Source organism: Xanthomonas cucurbitae, assembly GCF_002939885.1.
Lineage (GTDB): Bacteria > Pseudomonadota > Gammaproteobacteria > Xanthomonadales > Xanthomonadaceae > Xanthomonas > Xanthomonas cucurbitae.
In genome coordinates this window covers 1-20,528 of record NZ_MDED01000038.1, presented here as the reverse complement: position 1 = coordinate 20,528, position 20,528 = coordinate 1, and the positions used below count along the sequence as shown (strand labels likewise).

Sequence of the window (20,528 nt, the reverse complement as noted above, 5' to 3'; positions counted from 1 at the left end):
ACCCCAATGTCCAACGCCGTCCCCGACAGCTACGCCGCCTGGCGCCATTGCATCGAAATCGACTGTGCCCAGCCGCTGACCGCCCCGTTCATCGCCCAGCGCCTGGCCAGCCTGCGCGATGCTGGAGAACATCACACCCAGCAATTCCTGCGTCGCTGGGGCCAGCCGCATCACCGGCAGGTGATCGACTGGTTCGAGCGCGCGCTGCTGGAGGTGCGACCAACGTCGTAGCGGGCTGCCGCCCTGCCCCCGCGCCAAGGCGCACCATGGCTTGCTCCATGCACTTGCAGGCCGTCTTGTTCGCCCCGCAAGACGGGACCGAAAACGCGTCCGCCGGCAGCCACGCGAAACGGCATGGTCATCCTCATCATGCCGCCGGGATCACGCCGCCCGCGCTACCGTGATTGCAAACATCACGCAGGACCGAAGCCATGAGCCAGCATCCACGTCAACCCGACGACGCTGCCGATGACGCCAACGGCGTTGCCGAAAGCCGCGAATCGCACAAGCAGGACGAGACCGCCAAGCAGCGCCCCGGGCAGGACGACCTGAAGGTGCACGACGAGCACAGCCGGCGTCCGAAGCGACAGCACGGCCAGGACGACTAATCGGCAACACCAGGCGACGTTGCAGGCGCGGACGCATGGGTCGCGCCATTGCCATGGCAAGATTGCTGATCCGTCGGCCGCCACGGAGCACAGATCTTCCCCCCGACAGTGCGATGCGCAACAGGATCACTGCCGCCGCGCCGCCCCGGTGGCGCCACGACACTCCACTTCCAAAGGCCATGCATGCAGACTCCCGATGCGCCCGCGCTGACCCTGGTCCAGGCAACCCCGCTGTCCGGCGAGTTCGGCGCCTATCGCGGCGCAGACGCACCGGCCAACGAGGACGACCGGCTGGCCGCCCTGCACGCCACCGGCTTGCTGGATAGCGCGCCCGAGCCACGCTACGACGCGCTCACCGCCAGCGCGGCGGCAGCGTGCAGCACGCCGATGGCACTGATCTCCCTGGTCGATCTGCAGCGGCAGTGGTTCAAGTCCAGGGTTGGCATGCGCCCTAGCGAGACGCCGCGCACGCTGTCGTTCTGCGCCCACGCCATCCTCACGCCGGATCGGCTGATGGAAGTGGGAGACACGCAACAGGATGCGCGCTTTGCAGACAATGCGCTGGTCACCGGCGAGCCGCGGATCCGCTTCTATGCCGGCGCGCCGTTATTGACCTCCGATGGGATCGCACTGGGCACCCTGTGCGTGCTGGACCGTGCGCCGCGGCGGCTGTCCGATACCGAGCGCGATGCGCTGCAGCGACTGGCCCGACAAGTGGTGGATACCATCGAACTGCAACATGCCGCCAGCTTGGTCGCGCTGGATGCGCTGCGCGACGAACACACCGGGCAATGGAACCGCGCCGGGCTGGAGCAGCAAGTGCAGGCGCTCGCGCAAAGCGCCGACGCACGACCGACGCAAGCGCTGGGGTTGGTGCTGATCGACCTGGACGGATTCAAGCGGCAGAAGCTGCAGATGGGCGCGGCGGCCGCACAGGCCACGTTGTTGCAGGTGGCCGGGATGCTGGAGACCCGCCTGCCGGCGGCAGCGATCGTGGCGCAATTGGACGGCGATCGCTTCTGCGTGGCGCTGCCAGCGATGGCCGCCGCCGATACGCTGAAAGTCGCCGAGGATCTGCGCCAGGCAGTCCAGGACGAGCGCTGGCCCTGCGGCGCCTTGACCATCAGCGCCGGCGTGGTCGAAGCGACACTCGGCGAGGCCGGGGAAACGAACGCGCTGTTGGCACGCGCACGCCATGCCTTGCAACAGGCCATTGGCGCTGGACGCAACCGCGTGCATCGCTTCAGCGGGTGGCAGCTGCACGATTGAGGTGAACCACCACCCGCCGGGCTGCGCTTGCTCGCAACCACCCGGCGTGTGGCACTCAGGCCGCCAGTACGTCCACGCTACCGGCGATCTGGTCCACCTGCAGTACCTGCTCCATGTCCAGCAGCACCACAAAGCGCTCGCCGAGCTTGCCCATTCCGCGCAGCAGATCGCGACGGATATGCGTGCCGAATGCGGGCGCCGCTTCGATATCCTGCTCGGCCAGTTCGATCACCGCGTTGACCGCATCCACCAGCACGCCGATCACCTGTGGCCCTTGTACCTGTTCGGTGGACAGGATCACGATGCAGCTGCGCTTGTTGATGGCGCTGTCGGCACGTCCCAATCGCGCCTGCAGATCCACCACCGGCACTACCGCACCGCGCAGGTTGATGACGCCGCGCACGCATGCTGGCATCGATGGCACCGGCGTGGGCGCGCGGTACTGGATGATTTCGCGGATGCCAAGAATGCTAGTCGCGAACGTCTCGCCCTCCAGTTGAAAGGTCAGGTACTGTGCGGCCGCATCGGCGTCGCCAGGCATCGCATCGGAAGTCTGTGCAGTCATCGGTCGGTCTCTCAGAAGCGAGCGAACTGGCCTTCATCAGGGCCTTCGGACATTGCGTAGGCTGGCGCTGCACTGCTGCGCCAACTGCGTGCACCTGCGGCACGCACCGGGCGTGCGGCGGCGACCTGCTTGCCCCGCTTCGGCGGTGCCGCCACCGGCCCCTGCCCGCCCAGCCGGAAGAACGCCATGCTCTGCTGCAACAGCTCGGCCTGCGCGCTCATCTCCTCGGCGGTGGCGGCCAGTTCTTCGGAAGCACTGGCGTTTTGCTGGGTGGTCTGGCTCAACTGCACCACCGCCGAATTGATCTGGCTGACGCCGGACGATTGTTCTTCGGAGGCAGCAGAAATTTCCTGCACCAGGTCCGAGGTGCGCTTGATGCTGGGCACGATGGTGTCCAGCAGGCGCCCGGCGCGGTCGGCCAGTTCCACGCTGGAGCTGGCTACCTCGCCGATCTCCTGCGCCGCGACCTGGCTGCGTTCGGCCAGCTTGCGTACTTCGGCGGCGACCACGGCAAACCCCTTGCCATGTTCGCCGGCACGCGCCGCTTCGATGGCGGCATTGAGCGCCAGCAGATTGGTCTGATACGCGATGTCGTCGATAATGCCGATCTTCTGAGCGATCTGCTTCATCGCCTGGGTGGTGGCCACCACCGCTTCGCCCCCTTCGATGGTTTCCTTGGCGGCCTGGGTGGCCATGCCGTCGGTGATGCGTGCATTCTCGGTGTTCTGGCTGATCGAGGCGGTCATCTGCTCCAGCGAGGCGCTGGTTTGCTCGACGCCGGCCGCCTGTTCGCTGGCCGCCTGCGACAGCGACTGTGCGGTGGCACTGACTTCTTCGGACGCACTGGCCAGGGTCTCGGCACTGGTATTCACCTCGCCCACCACCTGCGACAACTTCTGCACCATGGTGCGCATGGCTTCGAGCAACTGTGCGCTTTCATCGCGGCCATGCACATCGATCTGCATGCTCAGGTCGCCTTCGGCCAGCCCGTTGGCCACCGAAACAGCGCGACGGATCGGGCCGGTGACGCTACGGCTGATGACAAAGCCCAGGATCGCGCCGAGCAGTACGCCACTGCAGATGATGGCCATCAGCAGCTTGGAACCGCGGGCGTGGATGGCGCTGGTTTCGGTATTGGCCGAGGCCGCGCTGCGTTCGCGCAGTCCGCTCAGGTCGGTCATCAGGGCGTCCACTTCGTCCGAGCTGGCGCGCACCGCATGTGAGAGTGCGGCGAGTTCGGGGTTTGCCTCGCGCAGCGCTTCACGATTGGCCGCTTCGATGAAACGGCCACGCTCGTCCAGATAGGTCTGCCAGGCTCGGTCGAACTGCGCCAGCTTGGCCTTGCCTTCCTCGGTCTGGAAGCTGCCGCGCGCGCGTGTCATGTAGTCGACCACCTTGGCGGTGTACTTGTCGATGTTCTGCACATGCGACTGCCGCTCCTGCGTGTTGCTGGCCAGCAGCAGGTTGGCGCGCGCGCGGCCGGCGTAGATCAGGTTGATGTTGGCTTCCTTGACGTAGGACAAGCCCAACAATTCGCGCTCGTACAGCGAGGTCGCCAGATTACTGATGCGACTGGAATTGGAATAGCCCACCCACCCGATGCAGGCGCCGATGGCCGAAACGAGCAGGAACGCCACCATCAGCCTGGTTCCGATTTTGATGTTGCCTAGCATGAGGAATTCTCGCGAGAAGTGGGCGCGGGTGGCAGGTGCTGCCTGGACGATCGGCGGACTGCGCGTGCCGATCACGCTGATCTGGCTGATCCAACCATTCGTTGAGAGCTATCGGCGACGCCGGAATACGCTTGAGCAATGGCCCACAGTTACACGCCTATTCAGCAGATCGGATCTGCGCTTTTGTGACCGGTCATGCGTTCTCGATTACGCATATTCAGAAAATTCCTACCCCTGCAGGAGGTTCCTGCATCGCTGCGGTGCCCATTCCGACATCGCGGCTCCGTCAGGCCTGCGGCATGCGAGCTGCACGGCTTCAGCGAAGGCCGCCGGCAACGCGCTGGACCTGAGCGCGATGCCGCAACACGGCGGCAGACCGAAGAGGATGGCACGCTGGCACTCCCGGATCGGACGGTGCAAGGCAGTGGAGGCAGCGTGGCACCGGGCGGTACCGGATCACCACGATCAGTCGCGGCCGCTTCCGCGCCTAGTTGGCGCGTGCACCCTTCCAGCGGGCGTCTGAGCCAGCCACTGTTCCAGCGGGGTCGGCACGGCGGCGCCGGGCCCGCGCTGCAGCCACGTCAGTGCCAGCGCGCCGTGCTCGGCGTCTAGCTCCTGCAACGGTACGAAGCGCTCCGCCACCCACGCCGCCATCGGCATGCCGTCCAGGTACGCCACGCGATTGCCCGGCACCCGCGCGACCCGCTCGCCGGGCAGCAGACTGCCGAGCAGATTGGCCGGGTCGCTTGCGCTGACGCAGACCCATTGGTGTTGCGGCGCCTGTGCGCGCACGCGGCGCAAGGCGGCAATCGCCTCCGGCAGCGCGAACTGCTCGCCGGACAGACCGGAGATGAAACGGCCACCACGGATCTCGCCGCGCGCTTCCAGGCGTTGATACATGCGCAGCAATTCGCGCCACGGCGGCAGCCATGCGGCTTCGCGTTCCAGCAACCGCCAGCACACCACGCCATACCGGCGCAGCAGCGTGCGGGCCACGTGTTCCAGCAGGTCCTGGTGGCGTTCGCCGGCTTCCGCCAGTGGCAGGTCCGGCATCGCACGCACCGGCGCCCAGCGGCCGGCATCGCGAATGCCCGACGCGCTGGCACGGCGGCGGTGGCGCGACAACGCCGATGGCCGCTTGGACGCCGGTACCAGCAGCGCGCGCAGCCCGGCGTAGCTGTCGCAGTGCACGCGGCCGCGCATGACCAGTTCGCTCAGTGCATCTTCCAGCTCGGTGCCCATCAGACGCGCGGTATCGGCAATCTCATCGAAGAACAGCGCGCCCTGCTGCTGCAATACCTCTGCCACGCGCTGCGCGCGCGAACCCAGCGGTTCTTCGTCGGCGGTACGCGCCAGGCCGCTCCAGCGCTGCGCCTGCCGTCGCGGCAGCAGCACGATCGGGGTCGACCGTAACGCGGCGGCGCTGCGGCCACCACCAGGGCGCAGCCGCGCCCACACGGTGCGGCCGGCGGTGCACAGTTCATCCAGCCACGCTGGTTGATAGTCGCGCACGCGTGCCGGCAGCAGTTCGGCTTCCCACAGCAACGCCGGTGCTTCGAAGCCTTCCAGCTGCCCGACCACGCCGGCCAACGCATCGGGGCCGGCACCCCGGCCGGCGCTGTCCAGGTGCTGCCATTCGAACAGGAAACGCGCGTAGTCGCGCTGCGATACCGGCTCGATCTCGCGCCGCAGTCGCCCCAGGGTGTAGCGATGGATGCGCGCCAGCAGATGCCGCTCGCACCACTCTTCCGCCGCGGCCTGCGCGCTGAAGCGCCCCGCCATGACATAGCCCTCGCGCTGCAGGGCCGCCAACGCCAGCGTGATATCGGTCTCGGGCAGGCGCAGCGCGCGCGCCAGCGCCGGCACCTGCGCCGGGCCGACTGCCGACAGGCGCCCACGCAACAGCTCGCACACCGCCCAATCGCGTTGCCAGTCGGCCACCTGACAGTCGAGCGGCGCCTGCAACCGCGGTTGCGCCGCTGCATCCGGATACAACGGCATGAACCAGGCGATGCGCTCGGCGCTCACCCACAGCGCAGGCGCAGCGTCGATCGCCAGGCAACTGGCGCGGCCATCGGCGACCAGCGTCGCCAGCCAGGCCTGCCACGATGCATCGGTGGCTTCCTCGACCGGCAGCACGCCCAGGCCCACCAGCGCCTCGTGCATTTCGTCGGCATCGCGCGGTTGCGGCCAGGCCTCTTCGCGTACCGCTGCGATCGCCTGCGGATCCAGTTGCCCCAGATCGTCGCTGCTCTGCGGCGTGTAGCGGCGGCTCTGCACCGCCTGGGTGCGGCGCTCTTCCAGCGGCGCATCGTCCAGAAACGCGTACGGGCGCGCGTTCAAGGCCTCGGCCGCCAGCGGCGATGGCGCCGCCAGGTCGCGTGCCAGCAGCGTGATCGCACCGGATTCCAGACCACGCAACACCTGCAGCCAGCCCTCGCTGTCCATGGCCTGGTGCAGGCAGTCCTCCAGTGTCTGCGCCACCAGCGGGTGGTCCGGCACCTCGCGCTCGCCGACCAGGTTCTCCGCGCACGCCACCTGGTCCGGGAACACCGTGGCCAGCAGGTCTTCGGACTTCATGCGCTGCAACTGCGGTGCCACCTTGTTGCCGCCAGTGAAACGCGGCAGCGCCATCGCATTGGTGGCATTCCAGCGCCAGCGCACCCCGAACAATGGCGCATCCAGCAATGCCTGGGTCAGCACATGCTCGGCAGACGACGAATGCAGGTAACGGCCCACCTCCTCCAGCGCGAAACTGTGGCTGGTGGATAGCGACAACACGATGGCATCTTCGGTGGCGGCAGCCTGCAGTTCGAAGTTGAAGGTGCGGCAGAAGCGTTTGCGCAGCGCCAGCCCCCATGCACGATTGATACGGCTGCCATAGGGCGAATGGAGTACCAGCTGGGTGCCGCCGCTGGCGTCGAAGAAACGCTCCATCACCAGGCATTGGCGGGTCGGCATGGCGCCCAGCGCCGTGCAGGCCTGCGCAAGATAGTCCACCAATTGCTGCGCCGCTTCCGGCGCCATGCCCAGTTCATCGCACAACCAGGCGCACGCGGCCGGGTGCGGCGTCGTGTCCAGCCGGGCCGCGATCTCGCCACGCAGGCGCGACACGGCCACCGACAGCTCGTCGCTGCGGCCGGGTGCCTCGCCCAGCCAGAACGGAATGTTCGGCGGCGCGCCCTTGGCGTCTTCCACGCGTACGCGCCCGGCCTCCACGCGCAGGATGCGGTAACTCGCATTGCCGAGCTGGAACACATCGCCGGTGAGGCTCTCCACTGCGAAATCTTCATTCACCGTGCCGATCTTGTCGGCCTGCGGCTCCAGCACCACGCTGTAGTCGCCGGTTTCCGGAATGGTGCCGCCGGAGGTGAGCGCGGTCATGCGCGCACCGCGCCGCGCATGCAGCCGGCGATGCACCGCATCGCGATGCAGATAGCCTGCGCGCGGGCCAAGCCGGGTACTGAAGCCATCGCACAGCATGCGCACCACACTGTCGAAGCTGGCGCGGCTCAGTTGCGCGAACGGCCATGCCCGGCGTACCAGCGCAAACAACGCGTCTTCATCCCAGTCCTCGCAGGCTGCTTCGGCCACGATCTGCTGGGCCAGCACGTCCAGCGGCGCCAGCGGAATGCGCAGCGTATCCAGTTCGCCTCGGCGCACGCTGTCCAGCAATGCGGCGCATTCGACCAGTTCGTCGCGGGTCTGCGGAAACAGGCGCGCCTTGGGCGTGCCGCCGACCTTGTGTCCTGAGCGTCCGGCGCGTTGCAGGAAGGTGGCGATCGAGCGCGGCGAACCGAGCTGGCAGACCAGATCGACATCGCCGATATCCAGCCCCAGCTCCAGCGAGGCGGTGGCCACCAGCACGGTGAGGTCGCCAGCCTTGAGCCGCTGCTCGGCCAGCAGGCGCGTCTGCCGCGACAGGCTGCCATGGTGCGCTGCGACCCGTTGCTTGCCGAGCAGGTCGCCCAGATGCCGCGCGGCGCGTTCGGCCATGCGCCGCGTATTGACGAACACCAGCGTGGTGCGATGCTGCTGCGCCAACGCGGCCACCTCGGCATAGACCTGCAGCCATTGATCGTTGGACATCACCACGCTCAGCGGCGTGGGCGGTAATGCCAGTGCCAGGTCGCGCGCCCGCGCATAGCCGATGTCCACGATCTCGCACGGCGGCGCTGCACGGTCCTCGCCCACGCCGACCAGGAATTGCGCCACCGTCTCGATCGGCTTCTGCGTGGCCGACAGCCCCACCCGCACGATCGGCCGCTCGGCCAGGCGCTGCAGCCGCTCCAGCGTCAGGCTCAGATGGCTGCCACGCTTGTCGGCGGCCACCGCATGGATCTCGTCGACGATGACGGTACGCACATGCCGCAGTGCATCGCGCCCGGACGCCGACCCCAGCAGCACGTAAAGGGATTCCGGCGTGGTGACCAGGATATGCGGCGGCACGCGCCGCGCCTGCGCGCGCTCGCGCTGCGGCGTATCGCCGGTACGCACCGCCGTACGCACCGCCACGTCCGGCAGCCCGTTGGCAGCCAACGCCGCGCGGATGCCCTGCAGCGGCGCCTCCAGATTGAGATGGATATCGTTGGACAAGGCCTTCAGCGGCGAGACGTAGACCACACGGGTTTGGTCCGGCAACGCGCCACCATGGTCCAGGCCGTCGCGGATCAGGCCATCGATGGCGGCAAAGAATGCAGTGAGCGTCTTGCCAGACCCGGTGGGCGCGGCCACCAGCGTGTGCCGCCCGGCCTGGATCGCCGGCCACGCCGCACGCTGCGCCGGCGTGGGCGCAGCAAAGGTCTGCGCGAACCAGCCGGCGACCACGGGGTGGAATTGCTGCAGAACAGGATGCATGGGCGATACCAGTCGCAGATGACCCGCCCGGGCGGCAGGCCGGATGGGGGTCAACGCGGAAATGTAAATTCGATGCGGAGACGCCCCTGTGAGGTGGCGCCGCCGCAGCACGGATGCAAGCCGGCATCTGCAGCGGTGGTGAACAAATTCACGGGCGTCTGCTGCCGATCTCACTCCCCTCCCTCGCTCCCCAGGGCACCTCGAAAATGCAGCGTCAGGAAGGCGAGACCATCCTCGCCCGCAGCGCGCGTGGTGCCGGTCACGCGACTGAGACTTCGACGCCGAGCCACGACATCGCTGCATCAATCAGCGGATATCCACGGCCTTGCGATTGTCGAGCAAGCAAGGCCATGGCACATTGGCGCCATGCCTAGTCTCATCGTCTTCATGATCGTTGGCGCGGCAATCGTCGCGTTCTGGAACTCCTCGCGTGCCGCCGCCGAACGCGCCGAGGTGCTGGGCCGCAATGCCTGCCGTGCCGCCGATGTGCAGTGGCTGGATCAAAGCGTGCACTCCACCGGCATCCGCCTCTGCCGCATGCCCACCGGCTGGCTGGGGTTCGAGCGGACCTTCCGCTTCGACTATTCCTACGATGGCGTGGATCGCCACAGCGGCAAGCTGGTGCTGCGCGGCGATCAACTGATCGCCTTCACCGGCCCGCAGGTGGCCAGCGTGCGGGCGCTGCATCCGGCGCAAGAGCGTCTGGAATGACACGGCGCCAGGCGCAGCGCCTGGAACGCGACCGGATTTACGCCTGACGCGGCTAAATTCTCGAAGCAACGCGCATCACTGTCATCGAGTGGTCATCGTATGCGTCGGAAGCATCCGGCTCACTGCAATCGACATGGCGGGTGCGCTCCGCCTGCGTCGGAACGCTCCCGTCGCGCATGTCGGCCGACCTACTTGACCACGCGCAGATGCGGACGCTTGCCGCCACTGGGCGACTCGTCCGGGGTCGGCGCACTTGGCGGCGGCGCACCCGGATCCGGCGGCTCGCTGCTGGTGCCGGGAATGTCGTCCGGCAAGGCCATGCCCTGCCCGGTCTCGCGTGCGTACACGGCCAGCACGGCGGCCATCGGCACCATCACCGGATGGCTCACGCCGCCAAAGCGCGCGGTGAAACTGACGCCCTCGTTATCGACCTGCAACCCGACCACGGCGCGTTCGGCGATGTTCAACACCACCCGTCCGTCCTTGACCGCGCTGGCCGGCACCTGCACGCCGGGCAAGCCTGCGTCCACGAGAACGTGCGGCGTCATGCCGTTGTCGTTGATCCATTCAACCAAGGCGCGCAGCAGATACGGACGATGGCTGGTCATGCGGGGGAAATCTTCGCTCATGGCGTCATTTTACCCGGACCCGGCCCACAGCGGCGGCACCACGCGCGCAAGCCGGTCTGTTGGCATACAGCCGTCGCATCAGCCCGGCAGGTCGCGCAGCTTTTTTTCCTGGTCAGTGAGGCTGCGAATGAACCCTGGGTTGCGGAAGATCCGGTTGCCGTAGTCCTCGATCGCCTTGCCGTCCTTGGGCAGGCTGATCTCCAACGCGTCCAGTCGCCAGATGATCGGCGCCATCGCGCAGTCGGCCAGGCTCATTTCGGCATTGAGAAAGAACTTGCTGGCCTTGAACAGCGGCACCGATGCGGTCAGCAGCTCGCGCAACCGCTTGCGCCCCGCCTCGGCCTGGGTCTTGTTGCCCAGCTGGATCGCCTGCACCTGCGGCACCCAGTCGTGTTCGATACGCAGCATCGCCAGGCGCAGGCGCGCACGCGAGAGCGGGTCCACCGGCATCAACGGCGGATGCGGGTAGCGCTCGTCCAGGTATTCGCTGACCACCGATGCGGCGTATAGCACCAGGTCGCGTTCGACCAGGGTCGGCACCGAGTGATAGGGATTAAGATCGATCAGATCTTCGGGGGGATTTTGCGGATCGACCGGCACCAGGTCGTAGGTCACCCCTTTCGCCGCCAGGACCAAACGGACCCGGTGGCACAACACGTCATCGTTGGACGAAAACAAGGTCAAGGTATTGCGCATGCGCACACTCGTCGCCATTCAAGGCTCTCCGACGACCGGAATCCGCCGGCCGCATCGGCGCGGCCGGCCCAACGCCGACCATCACCACGGTCCATCGAGTGTGCAATCACGTCACCCAAAAGCCAAGAGTGATGGAGCCTCAAAAACACGAACAAGGCGTTTGTCGTGTTCAGTGTCAGCCGCGCCGGGTGACTGCCCATCATCGGCAGATGGGTACGCGGCTGATCTGCGGATTCCATGCGGGCCCTTGCCCGCCCACCATCGCGGGACACGCCGCAAGTACATCCTTGTAGGCTCTTACGCGGCATCCATGCCGCGTAAGGTCCCGCGACGGTGAGCGGGCAAGGACCTGTCGAGATGGCAGGTGTGCATGGCCTTCAAGAAAACACTCAGCACAGCACACTGCCTAGTGCGGTGTCCTCGCCGATTGCGGGACGGATTCACGGCGCGTCCCGAGCGCGGTGAGGGCGCCCCGCCCCAGGCGAAGGTGACCTGGGAACAACCAGCTAGCGCCAAGGATGGCTAACAACGCGACGACTGCGCGGCGGCGGCGTACGCCACGCAGCCGCCCGGTTCACGGCCCGATCAATGCACGTCCTTCCAATATTCCTTCTTCAACAGATAGGCAATGAAGGTCAGCAAGGCCAGGAACAGCACCACCCACACGCCCATGCTCTGCCGCTTCAGCGCGGCTGGTTCGCCGGCGTACTCGAGGAAGTTGGCGATATCGCGCACGGTCTGGTCGAACTCCACCGGCGTCTGGCGACCGGGCTGCCCCAGCTTCAACGCCGCCACCGGTTTGTCGCCGGTGGCCTTGTCGGGCGGGCCGAACTGCGCCTGCTGCAGGCCTTGCAGTTCCCACAGCGGGTTGGGCATGGACGCGTTCGGGAACAGCTGGTTGTTCCAGCCCAGCGGGCGGGTCTGGTCCAGATAGAAGGACTTGAGATAGGTGTACACCCAGTCGGTGCCGCGCACGCGGGCGATCAAGGTCAGGTCCGGCGGTGCCTTGCCGAACCACTTGGTCGCTGCATCGTGCGGCATGGTGCCTTCGATGTGCTCGCCGATCTTGGCGCCGGTGAAGTTGAGGTTGCTCATGACCTCCGCTTCGCTCAGACCCAGGTCGCTGGCCATGCGCGAATAGCGCAGGTACTTGAGCGAGTGACAGCCGGAGCAGTAGTTCATAAACAATTGCGCGCCGCGTTGCAGCGATGCGCGGTCGCCCAGGTCGTTGCCGGCCTGCTGCACCTTGCCGCCTTCGGCCGCCATTGCGCCGACAGCCAGGGTCAGGCCACACAGCAGTGCAGCCACGCGTGACGTCCATGACCTCAGGTTGGGATTAGTCATGGGTGGTCACCCGCTCCGGCACCGGCTTGGTCTTGTCCAGCCGTGTCCACACCGGCATGGTGATGAAGAAGGCGAAATACAGGAAGGTCAGCACCCGCCCGACATAGGTTTCGTGCGCATCGGTGCCGGGGCCGGAGCCGATCACGCCCAGCCACACGAAGCACACCACCAGCACGCCCAATGCCACCTTGGAGATCCAGCCGCGGTAGCGGATGGAACGTACCTTGGCGCGATCCAGCCAGGGCACCAGGAACAGGATGGCGATGGCGGCAAACATCACCAGCACGCCACCGAGCTTGTCCGGCACCACCCGCAACATGGCGTAGTACGGCGTGTAGTACCACACCGGCTTGATGTGTTCCGGCGTCACCAGCCGGTTGGCCTCGGTGAAGTTGTCATGCTCCAGGAACAGGCCACCGAAGGCGGGTGCAAAGAAGATGATGAAGGCCGCGATCAACAGCAGGAAGCCGACGCCCACCAGGTCCTTGACCGTGTAGTACGGATGGAACGGGATACCGTCGGCCGGCTTGTGCGCATCCCAGCGATTGCCCTTGAGCCCCTTCTTGATCTCCACGCCGTCGGGGTTGTTGGAGCCCACTTCGTGCAGCGCACCGATGTGCAGCACGATCAGCAGCAGCAGCACCAGCGGCAGCGCGATCACATGTAGCGCGAAGAAGCGGTTGAGCGTGGCATCCCCGGGCAGGTAGTCGCCCATGATCCATTCGGTCAAGCCGTTGCCGATCACCGGAATGGCACCGAACAGCGAGATGATGACCTTCGCCCCCCAGAACGACATCTGCCCCCAGGGCAGCACATAGCCCATGAAGGCTTCGGCCATCAGCACCAGGTAGATCAGCATGCCCAGGATCCACACCAGCTCGCGCGGTTTCTGGTAGCTGCCGTACATCAGGCCGCGGAACATGTGCAGGTACACCACGATGAAGAACAGCGAGGCGCCGGTGCTGTGCATGTAGCGGATCAGCCAGCCCCACTCCACGTCGCGCATGATGTATTCGATCGAGGCGAATGCATCGGCGGCGCTGGTCTTGTAGTGCATCGTCAGGAAGATGCCGGTGACGATCTGGTTGACCAGCACCACGATGGCCAGCGAGCCGAAGTAGTACCAGATGTTGAAGTTCTTCGGCGCGTAGTACTCGCTGATGTGCTTGCGGTACATGGGCATCAGCCCGGGCGCGCGCTCGTTGACCCACTCGAACACACCGTTGGCGGTACGGACCAGGATATTGCTCATCAGGCAGCCCCCGTGCTGTTGGCCGGCTTGCCGGCCGCGTCCGGATCGACGCCGATCACCAAGGTGTTGTCGTCGACGTAGTGATGCGGGGGAACCAGCAGGTTGACCGGCGCGGGCACGCCATCGAAGACACGGCCGGACATGTCGAAGCGCGACTTGTGGCACGGGCAGAAATAGCCGCCCTTCCACTGCGGGTCGTAGGGCTCGGGACGAATCTCGGCCACCATCTCCGGCGAGCAGCCCAGATGCGTGCACAACCCCACCAGCACCGAGATCTCGGACTTGATCGAACGGTACTCGGGATTCTTCAGCACGTACTCGGGCTGTTGGTCCTTGTTCTCGGACTTGGGATCCTTGAGCCGGTCGTCCAGCGAAGGCAATGCGTCGAGCATCACCTTGGAGCGCTTGACGATCCAGATCGGCTGACCGCGCCATTCCAGGACCAGCCGTTGCCCTTCCTGCAAGGCACTGATGTCGGCGGTCACCGGTGCGCCCGCCAGCTTGGCGCGTGCACTGGGATTCCACGACTTCACGAACGGAACTGCAACAAATCCTGCTCCGACCGCACCGACCACGGCCGTTGTCGCGGTCAAAAACCGACGACGCCCGGTATCAGCAGGTGCGTTAACCCCATCGTTGGCCATCCGGCTCTCCGATCTTGATTAGGTAGCGTGAGGCTGCCAACGGCTGGCGGGGGGTCCAGCCGCGATGAATCGACCGCAGTGTAGCGGAACGCTTAATGCACAGACAATGCAATGTACGCAGTCGGGCATGTGCGATGCAATGGTCATGCGCACAATGCTGTCCACATGCGTGTCCGACCGGATGCCTACCGTGCTGGCGGTGACGCACTACGCGCCACCGGCGCGGCATGTCAGCGCAACAGCGGCGCAGTGTCAGCGGGCAGCGCAACGGCGGCGATCACCCCGCGCGGCATCGCCATCTTGCGCGGTGCGCACGACACGCGCACGAGCTGATGCGCAACGCGGGCCTGCCCCACTCAGTTGGCGGTGGCGACCTGTCCGCGATAGCGGCCGGCCAGCACGCCGACACGTTGCACATAGCGCTGGGTCTCGCCGTAGGGCGGCACGCCGCCATAGCGATCCACGGCGCCCTCGCCAGCGTTGTAGCCGGCCGCGGCCAGGGTCAGGTCCCCGTTGAAGCGCTTCAGCAACCACGACAGGTACTGCACGCCACCACGGATATTTTGCGATGCATCATAGGCATCGCTGACCCCGAAGCGGCGCGCAGTGCCCGGCATCAACTGCATCAAGCCCTGCGCACCGGCACGACTGAGCGCCAGCGGGTTGTAGGCGGACTCGGCATGAATGATCGCGCGCACGATCGCTTCCTCGACGCCGAACTCACGCGCCGCCGAGGCGATCTCCTGTTGATAGGCCGCCGTATTGAGCCGGATCGCGCCGAAGTTCACCCCCGGCTTGGCACCGCAGGCGTAGCAGGTCTCGATGAAACTGTAGTGGATGGTGCGCAGGCCTTCGATACTGGCGACCTGGCGTGGGCGGGTGCTGGTGTAGTGGCGCACGCCGTCCTTCATATACGAGTAGACCTGCCCGCTGACCACCCGGCGCGGGTTGACCGCCACGGCCGGTGCGGGGATGGGCGCGATGGCGTTGGCGCCCTCGGCAGCCGGCGATGTGTGCGGCATCGCAGCGCTCGCGGCCGCGCGGCGCGGCGGGCTGATGAGGGTGGCAGGTGCCACGCTGTCGATGTTGCCGACAGCACGGGGCGCGGCCTGCGATAGCGCAGGCGCCGGACCCACGCGCGCGGCGGGCGCTCGCCGGGGCGAGCGATCGGGCGTATAGCTGCTGATGACGCTGCAGGTGGCGCCGCTCTGGCGCTTGCTGAGATAACTGGTGATGCCGTCACCACTGACGCATTTGTACAGCGTACCGGCGCTGGCCGGCGCCGCCGACAACGTGACAAGCACCAGCCCCAGCAGTCTTGACATCCCCTTCATGCGGGGAGTGTCCCAGCTTGCCCGGCGCTTGCCAAGAAGCGCGGCCACTCAGGCCGACAGCCGGTGCAGTCGCGTCCGCAAACCATCCAGGGCATCGAGCAGCGGCGTGCCGATCTCGGCCGGCGCGATCGTCTCGAACGGCAGGTCGAGCAGCAAGAGATTGGCCGCCAGCGCGGGCATGCTCGGGGCGCCCAGCCCAAGCCAGCAGTGCCCTGGCCCGTCAGCTTCCAGCGCGCCCAGCCACGGCGGGATCTGCGCGGCCAGGACCTGCAGCGACCCGGGCAGCCGTACCCGCGCGCGGCATGCGTACGGTGCCTCGCCGATGGCTTGCCGCAGGAGTTGCAACGGCTCGTCCGGTAACGCGCGGGCGGCGAACCGGGCACCGGTCGCCAGCGCCTGGTCGATGCGGTCTGCACGTAGCGTGCGCCAGTCCTGGCGTTCGCAGTCCCAGGCCAGCAGGTACCAGCGCCGCCCGTAGTTGACCAGCAGCGCCGGCTCGACGCAGCGGACGATGGCGACGCCGGAATGACGCCGATAGTCCAGCCGCAAGGTGATGTGATCGCGACAGGCACCGGCCAGCTGCGCCAGCACCGCCGCATCCACCAGGGTGCCAGCCTCGGCCAACGGCAGGCTGGCCATGGCCGCGTGCGCGGCACTGGCACGCTGGCCACTGCGCCGCGGCAGCAGCGGGTCGAGCTTGGCCAGCACGCGGGTGGCGGCCGCGTCCATGCCACCGATGGCCGGGGCGGCGGCGCGCAGGGCGATCGCCACGGTCAGCGCTTCTTCTTCCTCGAACAACAGCGGCAAGGCGGCCGCGCCCTGCCCCAGCCGGTAGCCGCCCCCGCTGCCCGGCGCCGCATGCACCGGGTAGCCCAGTGCGCGCAGGCGATCGATGTCGCGGCGCAGGCTGCGCGGATGCACCTCCAGGCGCGCGGCCAGGGCAGCACCCGACCAGCTCCGCCCACCTTGCAGAAGAGATAGCAGTCGCAGCAGACGGGCAGCGGTCGAGGCCATGCCGGCACCGTATTGCGGACAGTAACTGTCCGCAAGGGCTGGGTAGCATCGTGATCGCTGCCACCGCTGATCGCCACCCAACCCAATACCGAGGAGATTGCAATGTCCGACGACCGCCAGATCACCCTGTTCCACAATCCCCGCTCACGCTCGCGCGGCGTGCTGGTGCTGCTGGAAGAGCTGGGTGCCAATTACAACCTGCAGCGCATCGACCTGGAACAGGAGCAGCAGCGCACGCCGGAGTTCCTGGCACTCAATCCGATGGGCAAGATCCCCACCATCGTCCATGGCAGCAGCGTGGTCACCGAACAGGGGGCGATCTACCAGTATCTGGCCGAGCTGTATCCGGAGGCCGGCCTGTCGCCGGCACCGGGCGACGCCGACCGGGGGGCCTACCTGCGCTGGCTGGCGTTCTACGGCTCGGCCTTCGAGCCGGCGATCATCGACCTTGCGCTGAAGCGCGAAGCACCACCGCGCTCGTTTTCGCCGTATGCCGACGCCGACACCGTGCTGGCGGTGGTGCATGCACAGCTGGCCCGGGGCGATTACCTGCTGGGTGCGCGCTGCAGTGCCGCCGACGTCCTCTGGGGCAGCGCCCTGGCCTGGATGGTGGAGTTCGGCCTACTCGACCCGCCCGCCCCGACGCGCGCCTATATCGCCCGGATGGCGGCGCGCCCGGCGGTGGCGCGTGCCGAGGCCGTCGATACCCCTGCCGGGGCGGACGCTGCCGGCACAAGCGGGTAAACTGCGCGGCTTCGTTCACCACCCGCCTGGAATCAGCGCCATGCCCGGGACATCCGTTTCCGACCTGTCCACGGCCACCGCCGTGGACACCCCCACCCTGGTGCCGTTGCCGGTCGCCCGCACGGCAGCGCCTGCCGTGGTGCGCGGCAAGCTGTATATCAAGACCCACGGTTGCCAGATGAACGAGTACGACTCGGCCAAGATGGCCGACGTGCTCGCTGCGTCCGAGGGCCTGGAGCTGACCGACAACCCCGAAGACGCCGACGTGGTGCTGGTCAACACCTGCTCCATCCGCGAAAAGGCGCAGGAAAAGGTATTCAGCCAGCTGGGGCGCTGGAAGGCACTCAAGGCCGGTGGCAAGCCGGTCATCATCGGTGTCGGCGGCTGCGTGGCCTCGCAGGAAGGCGAAGCCATCGTCAAGCGCGCGCCCTATGTGGACCTGGTGTTCGGTCCGCAGACCCTGCACCGGCTGCCGGAGCTGATTCGCGCCCGGCGCGAGTCGGGCAAGTCGCAGGTGGACATCAGCTTCCCGGAGATCGAGAAATTCGACCGCCTGCCCGAACCGCGTGCCGATGGCCCGTCGGCGTTCGTGTCGATCATGGAAGGCTGCTCCAAGTACTGCTCGTTCTGCGTGGTGCCCTACACCCGTGGCGAGGAGGTCAGCCGCCCGTTCGAGGACGTACTGGTGGAAGTGGCGCAGCTCGCGGCGCAAGGCGTGCGCGAGATCAACCTGCTGGGCCAGAACGTCAATGCGTATCGCGGTGCCTATGGCGCCGATGCCGGCGAGGCGGTGCAGTACGCCGATCTGGGTCTGTTGATTCGCACCATCGCGCAGATCGAGGGCATCGGCCGCATCCGTTTCACCACCTCGCATCCGCTGGAGTTTTCCGATTCGCTGGTGGATGCGTATCGCGACGTGCCGCAGCTGGCCAACTACCTGCATCTGCCGGTGCAGGCCGGCAGCGACCGCATTCTGTCGGCGATGAAGCGTGGCTACACCGCACTGGAATTCAAATCCAAGATCCGCAAGTTGCGTGCGGTGCGCCCGGATATCTCGATCAGCTCGGACTTCATCGTCGGCTTCCCTGGCGAAACCGAGGCGGACTTCGAAAAGACCATGAAGCTGATCGAGGACGTGGGCTTCGACCAGAGCTTTTCGTTCGTGTACTCGCGCCGTCCCGGCACGCCGGCAGCGGACCTGCAGGACGACACGCCCGAGGCGGTCAAGCAGGCACGCCTGGCGCGATTGCAGGCACAGATCAACGCGCATGCGGCGCGCATTTCGCAGTCCATGGTCGGCAGCGTGCAGCGCGTATTGGTGGAAGGCCCGTCGCGGCGCGACCCGAACGAGCTGACCGGCAAGAGCGAGAACATGCGCCCGGTGAACTTCCCGGGCAATCCACGGCTGATCGGTCAGTTTGTCGATGTGCTGATTACCGAGGCGATGAGCAATTCGCTGCGTGGGCGCATCCAGTTGGGTGATGGCGCGGGTTGATGCCGGTACTGACCATGCGCGGTCGATACCCTCGTCACTGCAACGATGAGTGTCGCGTTGCGCGCCATGCGGATGCATCGACAAGCTGGTGGTGACCTCACCCGGTTGTACGGCCATCTGCCTGCCTAGGCCTCTCGCACATCCATCGCAGCGGCACGGGTGCTTGGGGCGAGTTCGGGCACTGGCGAAAATTTCACCAGCAAACTGCGACGCCTTGCAACAGAAGGCGCCGCAGCACTTACCCACAGGCTTTGCCGGATTCGATCCACATCGGGTGTGGACAACCCATTCCGCACTGGCGATTTTTTCGCCACCACCCTGCCGAACCTTGCACCAGTAGGGCTGGCAACTTCTATCCACAGGTTAGTGAGGCGTGACTCCACAGCGATTGTGGAAAACCCGGCCGCGCCGCATCCAGCCGCACGCAGCAGCCGCGGGTTGTTGGTGGGATCACACCCTGCGCGCTACCCTCGCCTGCCGCCCTACCGACGCCGCACGCGCTGTCCGATCCGACCATGAACGCACCTGCCTATCGTGATTTCACCCTGCACCCCGAAGACACCGAGCGCCTGGCCAACCTGGCCGGCCCGTTCGATGCCCACCTGCGCCAGATCGAGCTCAAGCTGGGCGTGGAGATCGCCAATCGCGGCAACATCTTCCGCGTCACCGGCCCGGAGCCGGCGATCACCGCCGCCCAGGAGCTGCTGACCGCGCTGTACGACGAAGCGGCCTCGGTCACCTTCGACAACCATGCCATCCACCTGCGCTTGAACGATGCCAATGTCGAACACGTGGCCGAGCGCGCGTACCAGCCGCAGGACGTGGCGATCAAGGTCAAGCGCGGCACCGTGCGTGGCCGCGGCGCCAACCAGGCCAAGTACCTGCATGCGATCGCTACCCACGACATCAACTTCGGCATCGGCCCGGCCGGCACCGGCAAGACCTTCCTGGCGGTAGCCAGCGCGGTGGAAGCGCTGAACGAATCGCGCGTGCAACGCCTGATCCTGGTGCGCCCGGCCGTGGAAGCCGGCGAGAAGCTCGGCTTCCTGCCCGGCGATCTCAGCCAGAAGGTAGACCCCTACCTGCGCCCGCTCTACGACGCGCTGTACGAAATGCTGGGCGTGGAAAAGGTGGTCAAGCTGCTGGAGAAGAACGTCATCGAGATCGCCCCGCTGGCCTATATGCGCGGACGCACGCTCAACGACGCCTACGTGATCCTGGACGAGGCGCAGAACACCACCATCGAACAGATGAAGATGTTCCTGACCCGCCTGGGCTTCGGCTCCACTGCGGTGGTCACCGGCGACCTGACCCAGATCGACCTGCCCAAGCACGTCAAGTCCGGCTTGCGTGATGCGATCGAGGTGCTGCGTGACGTGGAAGGCGCCAGCTTCACCTTCTTCGAAGCGCGCGACGTGGTGCGTCACCCACTGGTGCAACGCATCGTGACCGCCTACGAAAAGCGCGACCGGCAGATCGACACCGAATCCACCTCGACAACTGAGTGACCGGCCTGGCGCCGGCCAGCTGCGCAAACAGTGCAACGCGCCGTTAAGAGCGGCGGTGGGAGCACGCCTGGTACAGGATGACCCGCAGTTTCATTAAGGACGCTCTGAACAAAGCAGCCTGATCTGCGACAATTGACCGACGATCCAAGCGGACGATTTCGATGCAACTGAGCTTTGGCGACGCG

General features: G+C 66.5%; 17 protein-coding genes. 7 read left to right on the top strand and 10 right to left on the bottom strand.

Features of this window, described 5'->3' with window-relative positions; all coding sequences use genetic code 11:
• The first annotated feature begins 6 nt into the window (after nucleotides 1-6).
• From XcuCFBP2542_RS15945 to XcuCFBP2542_RS15940, 3 genes are all read left to right on the top strand, one after another.
• Nucleotides 7-231: a hypothetical protein gene (locus tag XcuCFBP2542_RS15945; protein WP_104604824.1), complete on the top strand. Its 225-nt coding sequence runs from the start codon at nucleotides 7-9 to the stop codon at nucleotides 229-231.
• 200 nt (nucleotides 232-431) lie between these two features.
• Entirely contained in the window at nucleotides 432-608 is a 177-nt protein-coding gene (locus tag XcuCFBP2542_RS19750; protein WP_167526890.1) for a hypothetical protein, read from the top strand.
• Nucleotides 609-791: 183 nt separating this feature from the next.
• Entirely contained in the window at nucleotides 792-1,877 is a 1,086-nt protein-coding gene (locus XcuCFBP2542_RS15940) for a sensor domain-containing diguanylate cyclase (protein ID WP_104604822.1), read from the top strand.
• Nucleotides 1,878-1,932: 55 nt separating this feature from the next.
• Here XcuCFBP2542_RS15940 and XcuCFBP2542_RS15935 read toward each other — a convergent pair whose 3' ends face one another.
• The 3 genes from XcuCFBP2542_RS15935 to XcuCFBP2542_RS15925 form a co-directional block, all read right to left on the bottom strand.
• Complete coding sequence (locus XcuCFBP2542_RS15935) at nucleotides 1,933-2,442, bottom strand: chemotaxis protein CheW (RefSeq protein WP_104604820.1); 510 nt, start codon at nucleotides 2,440-2,442, stop codon at nucleotides 1,933-1,935.
• An 11-nt stretch (nucleotides 2,443-2,453) separates the two neighbouring features.
• Nucleotides 2,454-4,115 (bottom strand): methyl-accepting chemotaxis protein, encoded by a 1,662-nt coding sequence (locus XcuCFBP2542_RS15930; protein ID WP_104604818.1) that lies wholly within the window; start codon nucleotides 4,113-4,115, stop codon nucleotides 2,454-2,456.
• 465 nt (nucleotides 4,116-4,580) lie between these two features.
• Nucleotides 4,581-8,972: a DEAD/DEAH box helicase gene (locus XcuCFBP2542_RS15925; protein WP_104604816.1), complete on the bottom strand. Its 4,392-nt coding sequence runs from the start codon at nucleotides 8,970-8,972 to the stop codon at nucleotides 4,581-4,583.
• Nucleotides 8,973-9,338: 366 nt separating this feature from the next.
• Between XcuCFBP2542_RS15925 and XcuCFBP2542_RS15920 the strand changes: the two genes are divergently transcribed.
• Entirely contained in the window at nucleotides 9,339-9,683 is a 345-nt protein-coding gene (locus XcuCFBP2542_RS15920; RefSeq protein ID WP_104604814.1) for a DUF3301 domain-containing protein, read from the top strand.
• Between the two features lie 188 nt (nucleotides 9,684-9,871).
• Here XcuCFBP2542_RS15920 and XcuCFBP2542_RS15915 read toward each other — a convergent pair whose 3' ends face one another.
• The 7 genes from XcuCFBP2542_RS15915 to XcuCFBP2542_RS15885 all read right to left on the bottom strand — a co-directional run bounded on the left by XcuCFBP2542_RS15915 (nucleotide 9,872) and on the right by XcuCFBP2542_RS15885 (nucleotide 16,596).
• On the bottom strand, nucleotides 9,872-10,312 hold the full coding sequence (locus XcuCFBP2542_RS15915) for a ClpXP protease specificity-enhancing factor (RefSeq protein WP_104604812.1): 441 nt from the start codon (nucleotides 10,310-10,312) through the stop codon (nucleotides 9,872-9,874).
• Nucleotides 10,313-10,390: 78 nt separating this feature from the next.
• Nucleotides 10,391-11,026, bottom strand: a complete 636-nt coding sequence (locus tag XcuCFBP2542_RS15910; protein ID WP_104604810.1) for a glutathione S-transferase N-terminal domain-containing protein — start codon at nucleotides 11,024-11,026, stop codon at nucleotides 10,391-10,393.
• Between the two features lie 567 nt (nucleotides 11,027-11,593).
• Nucleotides 11,594-12,352: a cytochrome c1 gene (locus XcuCFBP2542_RS15905; RefSeq protein ID WP_170067012.1), complete on the bottom strand. Its 759-nt coding sequence runs from the start codon at nucleotides 12,350-12,352 to the stop codon at nucleotides 11,594-11,596.
• On the bottom strand, nucleotides 12,345-13,604 hold the full coding sequence (locus tag XcuCFBP2542_RS15900; RefSeq protein WP_104604808.1) for a cytochrome b: 1,260 nt from the start codon (nucleotides 13,602-13,604) through the stop codon (nucleotides 12,345-12,347). The genes XcuCFBP2542_RS15905 and XcuCFBP2542_RS15900 overlap by 8 nt, the downstream gene beginning before the upstream one ends.
• Nucleotides 13,604-14,248 (bottom strand): ubiquinol-cytochrome c reductase iron-sulfur subunit, encoded by a 645-nt coding sequence (petA, locus tag XcuCFBP2542_RS15895; protein WP_104604806.1) that lies wholly within the window; start codon nucleotides 14,246-14,248, stop codon nucleotides 13,604-13,606. Before petA ends, XcuCFBP2542_RS15900 begins: the two co-directional genes overlap by 1 nt.
• A 356-nt stretch (nucleotides 14,249-14,604) precedes the next feature.
• Nucleotides 14,605-15,582, bottom strand: coding sequence for a lytic transglycosylase domain-containing protein (locus XcuCFBP2542_RS15890; RefSeq protein ID WP_104604804.1), 978 nt, complete (start codon nucleotides 15,580-15,582; stop codon nucleotides 14,605-14,607).
• Between the two features lie 48 nt (nucleotides 15,583-15,630).
• Nucleotides 15,631-16,596 (bottom strand): helix-turn-helix transcriptional regulator, encoded by a 966-nt coding sequence (locus tag XcuCFBP2542_RS15885; RefSeq protein ID WP_104604802.1) that lies wholly within the window; start codon nucleotides 16,594-16,596, stop codon nucleotides 15,631-15,633.
• A 102-nt stretch (nucleotides 16,597-16,698) separates the two neighbouring features.
• Here XcuCFBP2542_RS15885 and XcuCFBP2542_RS15880 point away from each other — a divergent pair, with 102 nt between their 5' ends.
• The 3 genes from XcuCFBP2542_RS15880 to XcuCFBP2542_RS15870 all read left to right on the top strand — a co-directional run bounded on the left by XcuCFBP2542_RS15880 (nucleotide 16,699) and on the right by XcuCFBP2542_RS15870 (nucleotide 20,343).
• The gene (locus tag XcuCFBP2542_RS15880) at nucleotides 16,699-17,340 is read left to right on the top strand and encodes a glutathione S-transferase family protein (protein ID WP_104604800.1); all 642 of its coding nucleotides are present in this window, start codon (nucleotides 16,699-16,701) and stop codon (nucleotides 17,338-17,340) included.
• A gap of 40 nt (nucleotides 17,341-17,380) precedes the next feature.
• On the top strand, nucleotides 17,381-18,835 hold the full coding sequence (gene miaB, locus XcuCFBP2542_RS15875) for a tRNA (N6-isopentenyl adenosine(37)-C2)-methylthiotransferase MiaB (RefSeq protein ID WP_104604798.1): 1,455 nt from the start codon (nucleotides 17,381-17,383) through the stop codon (nucleotides 18,833-18,835).
• 515 nt (nucleotides 18,836-19,350) lie between these two features.
• Entirely contained in the window at nucleotides 19,351-20,343 is a 993-nt protein-coding gene (locus tag XcuCFBP2542_RS15870; protein ID WP_104604796.1) for a PhoH family protein, read from the top strand.
• The last annotated feature ends 185 nt before the right edge of the window (nucleotides 20,344-20,528 follow it).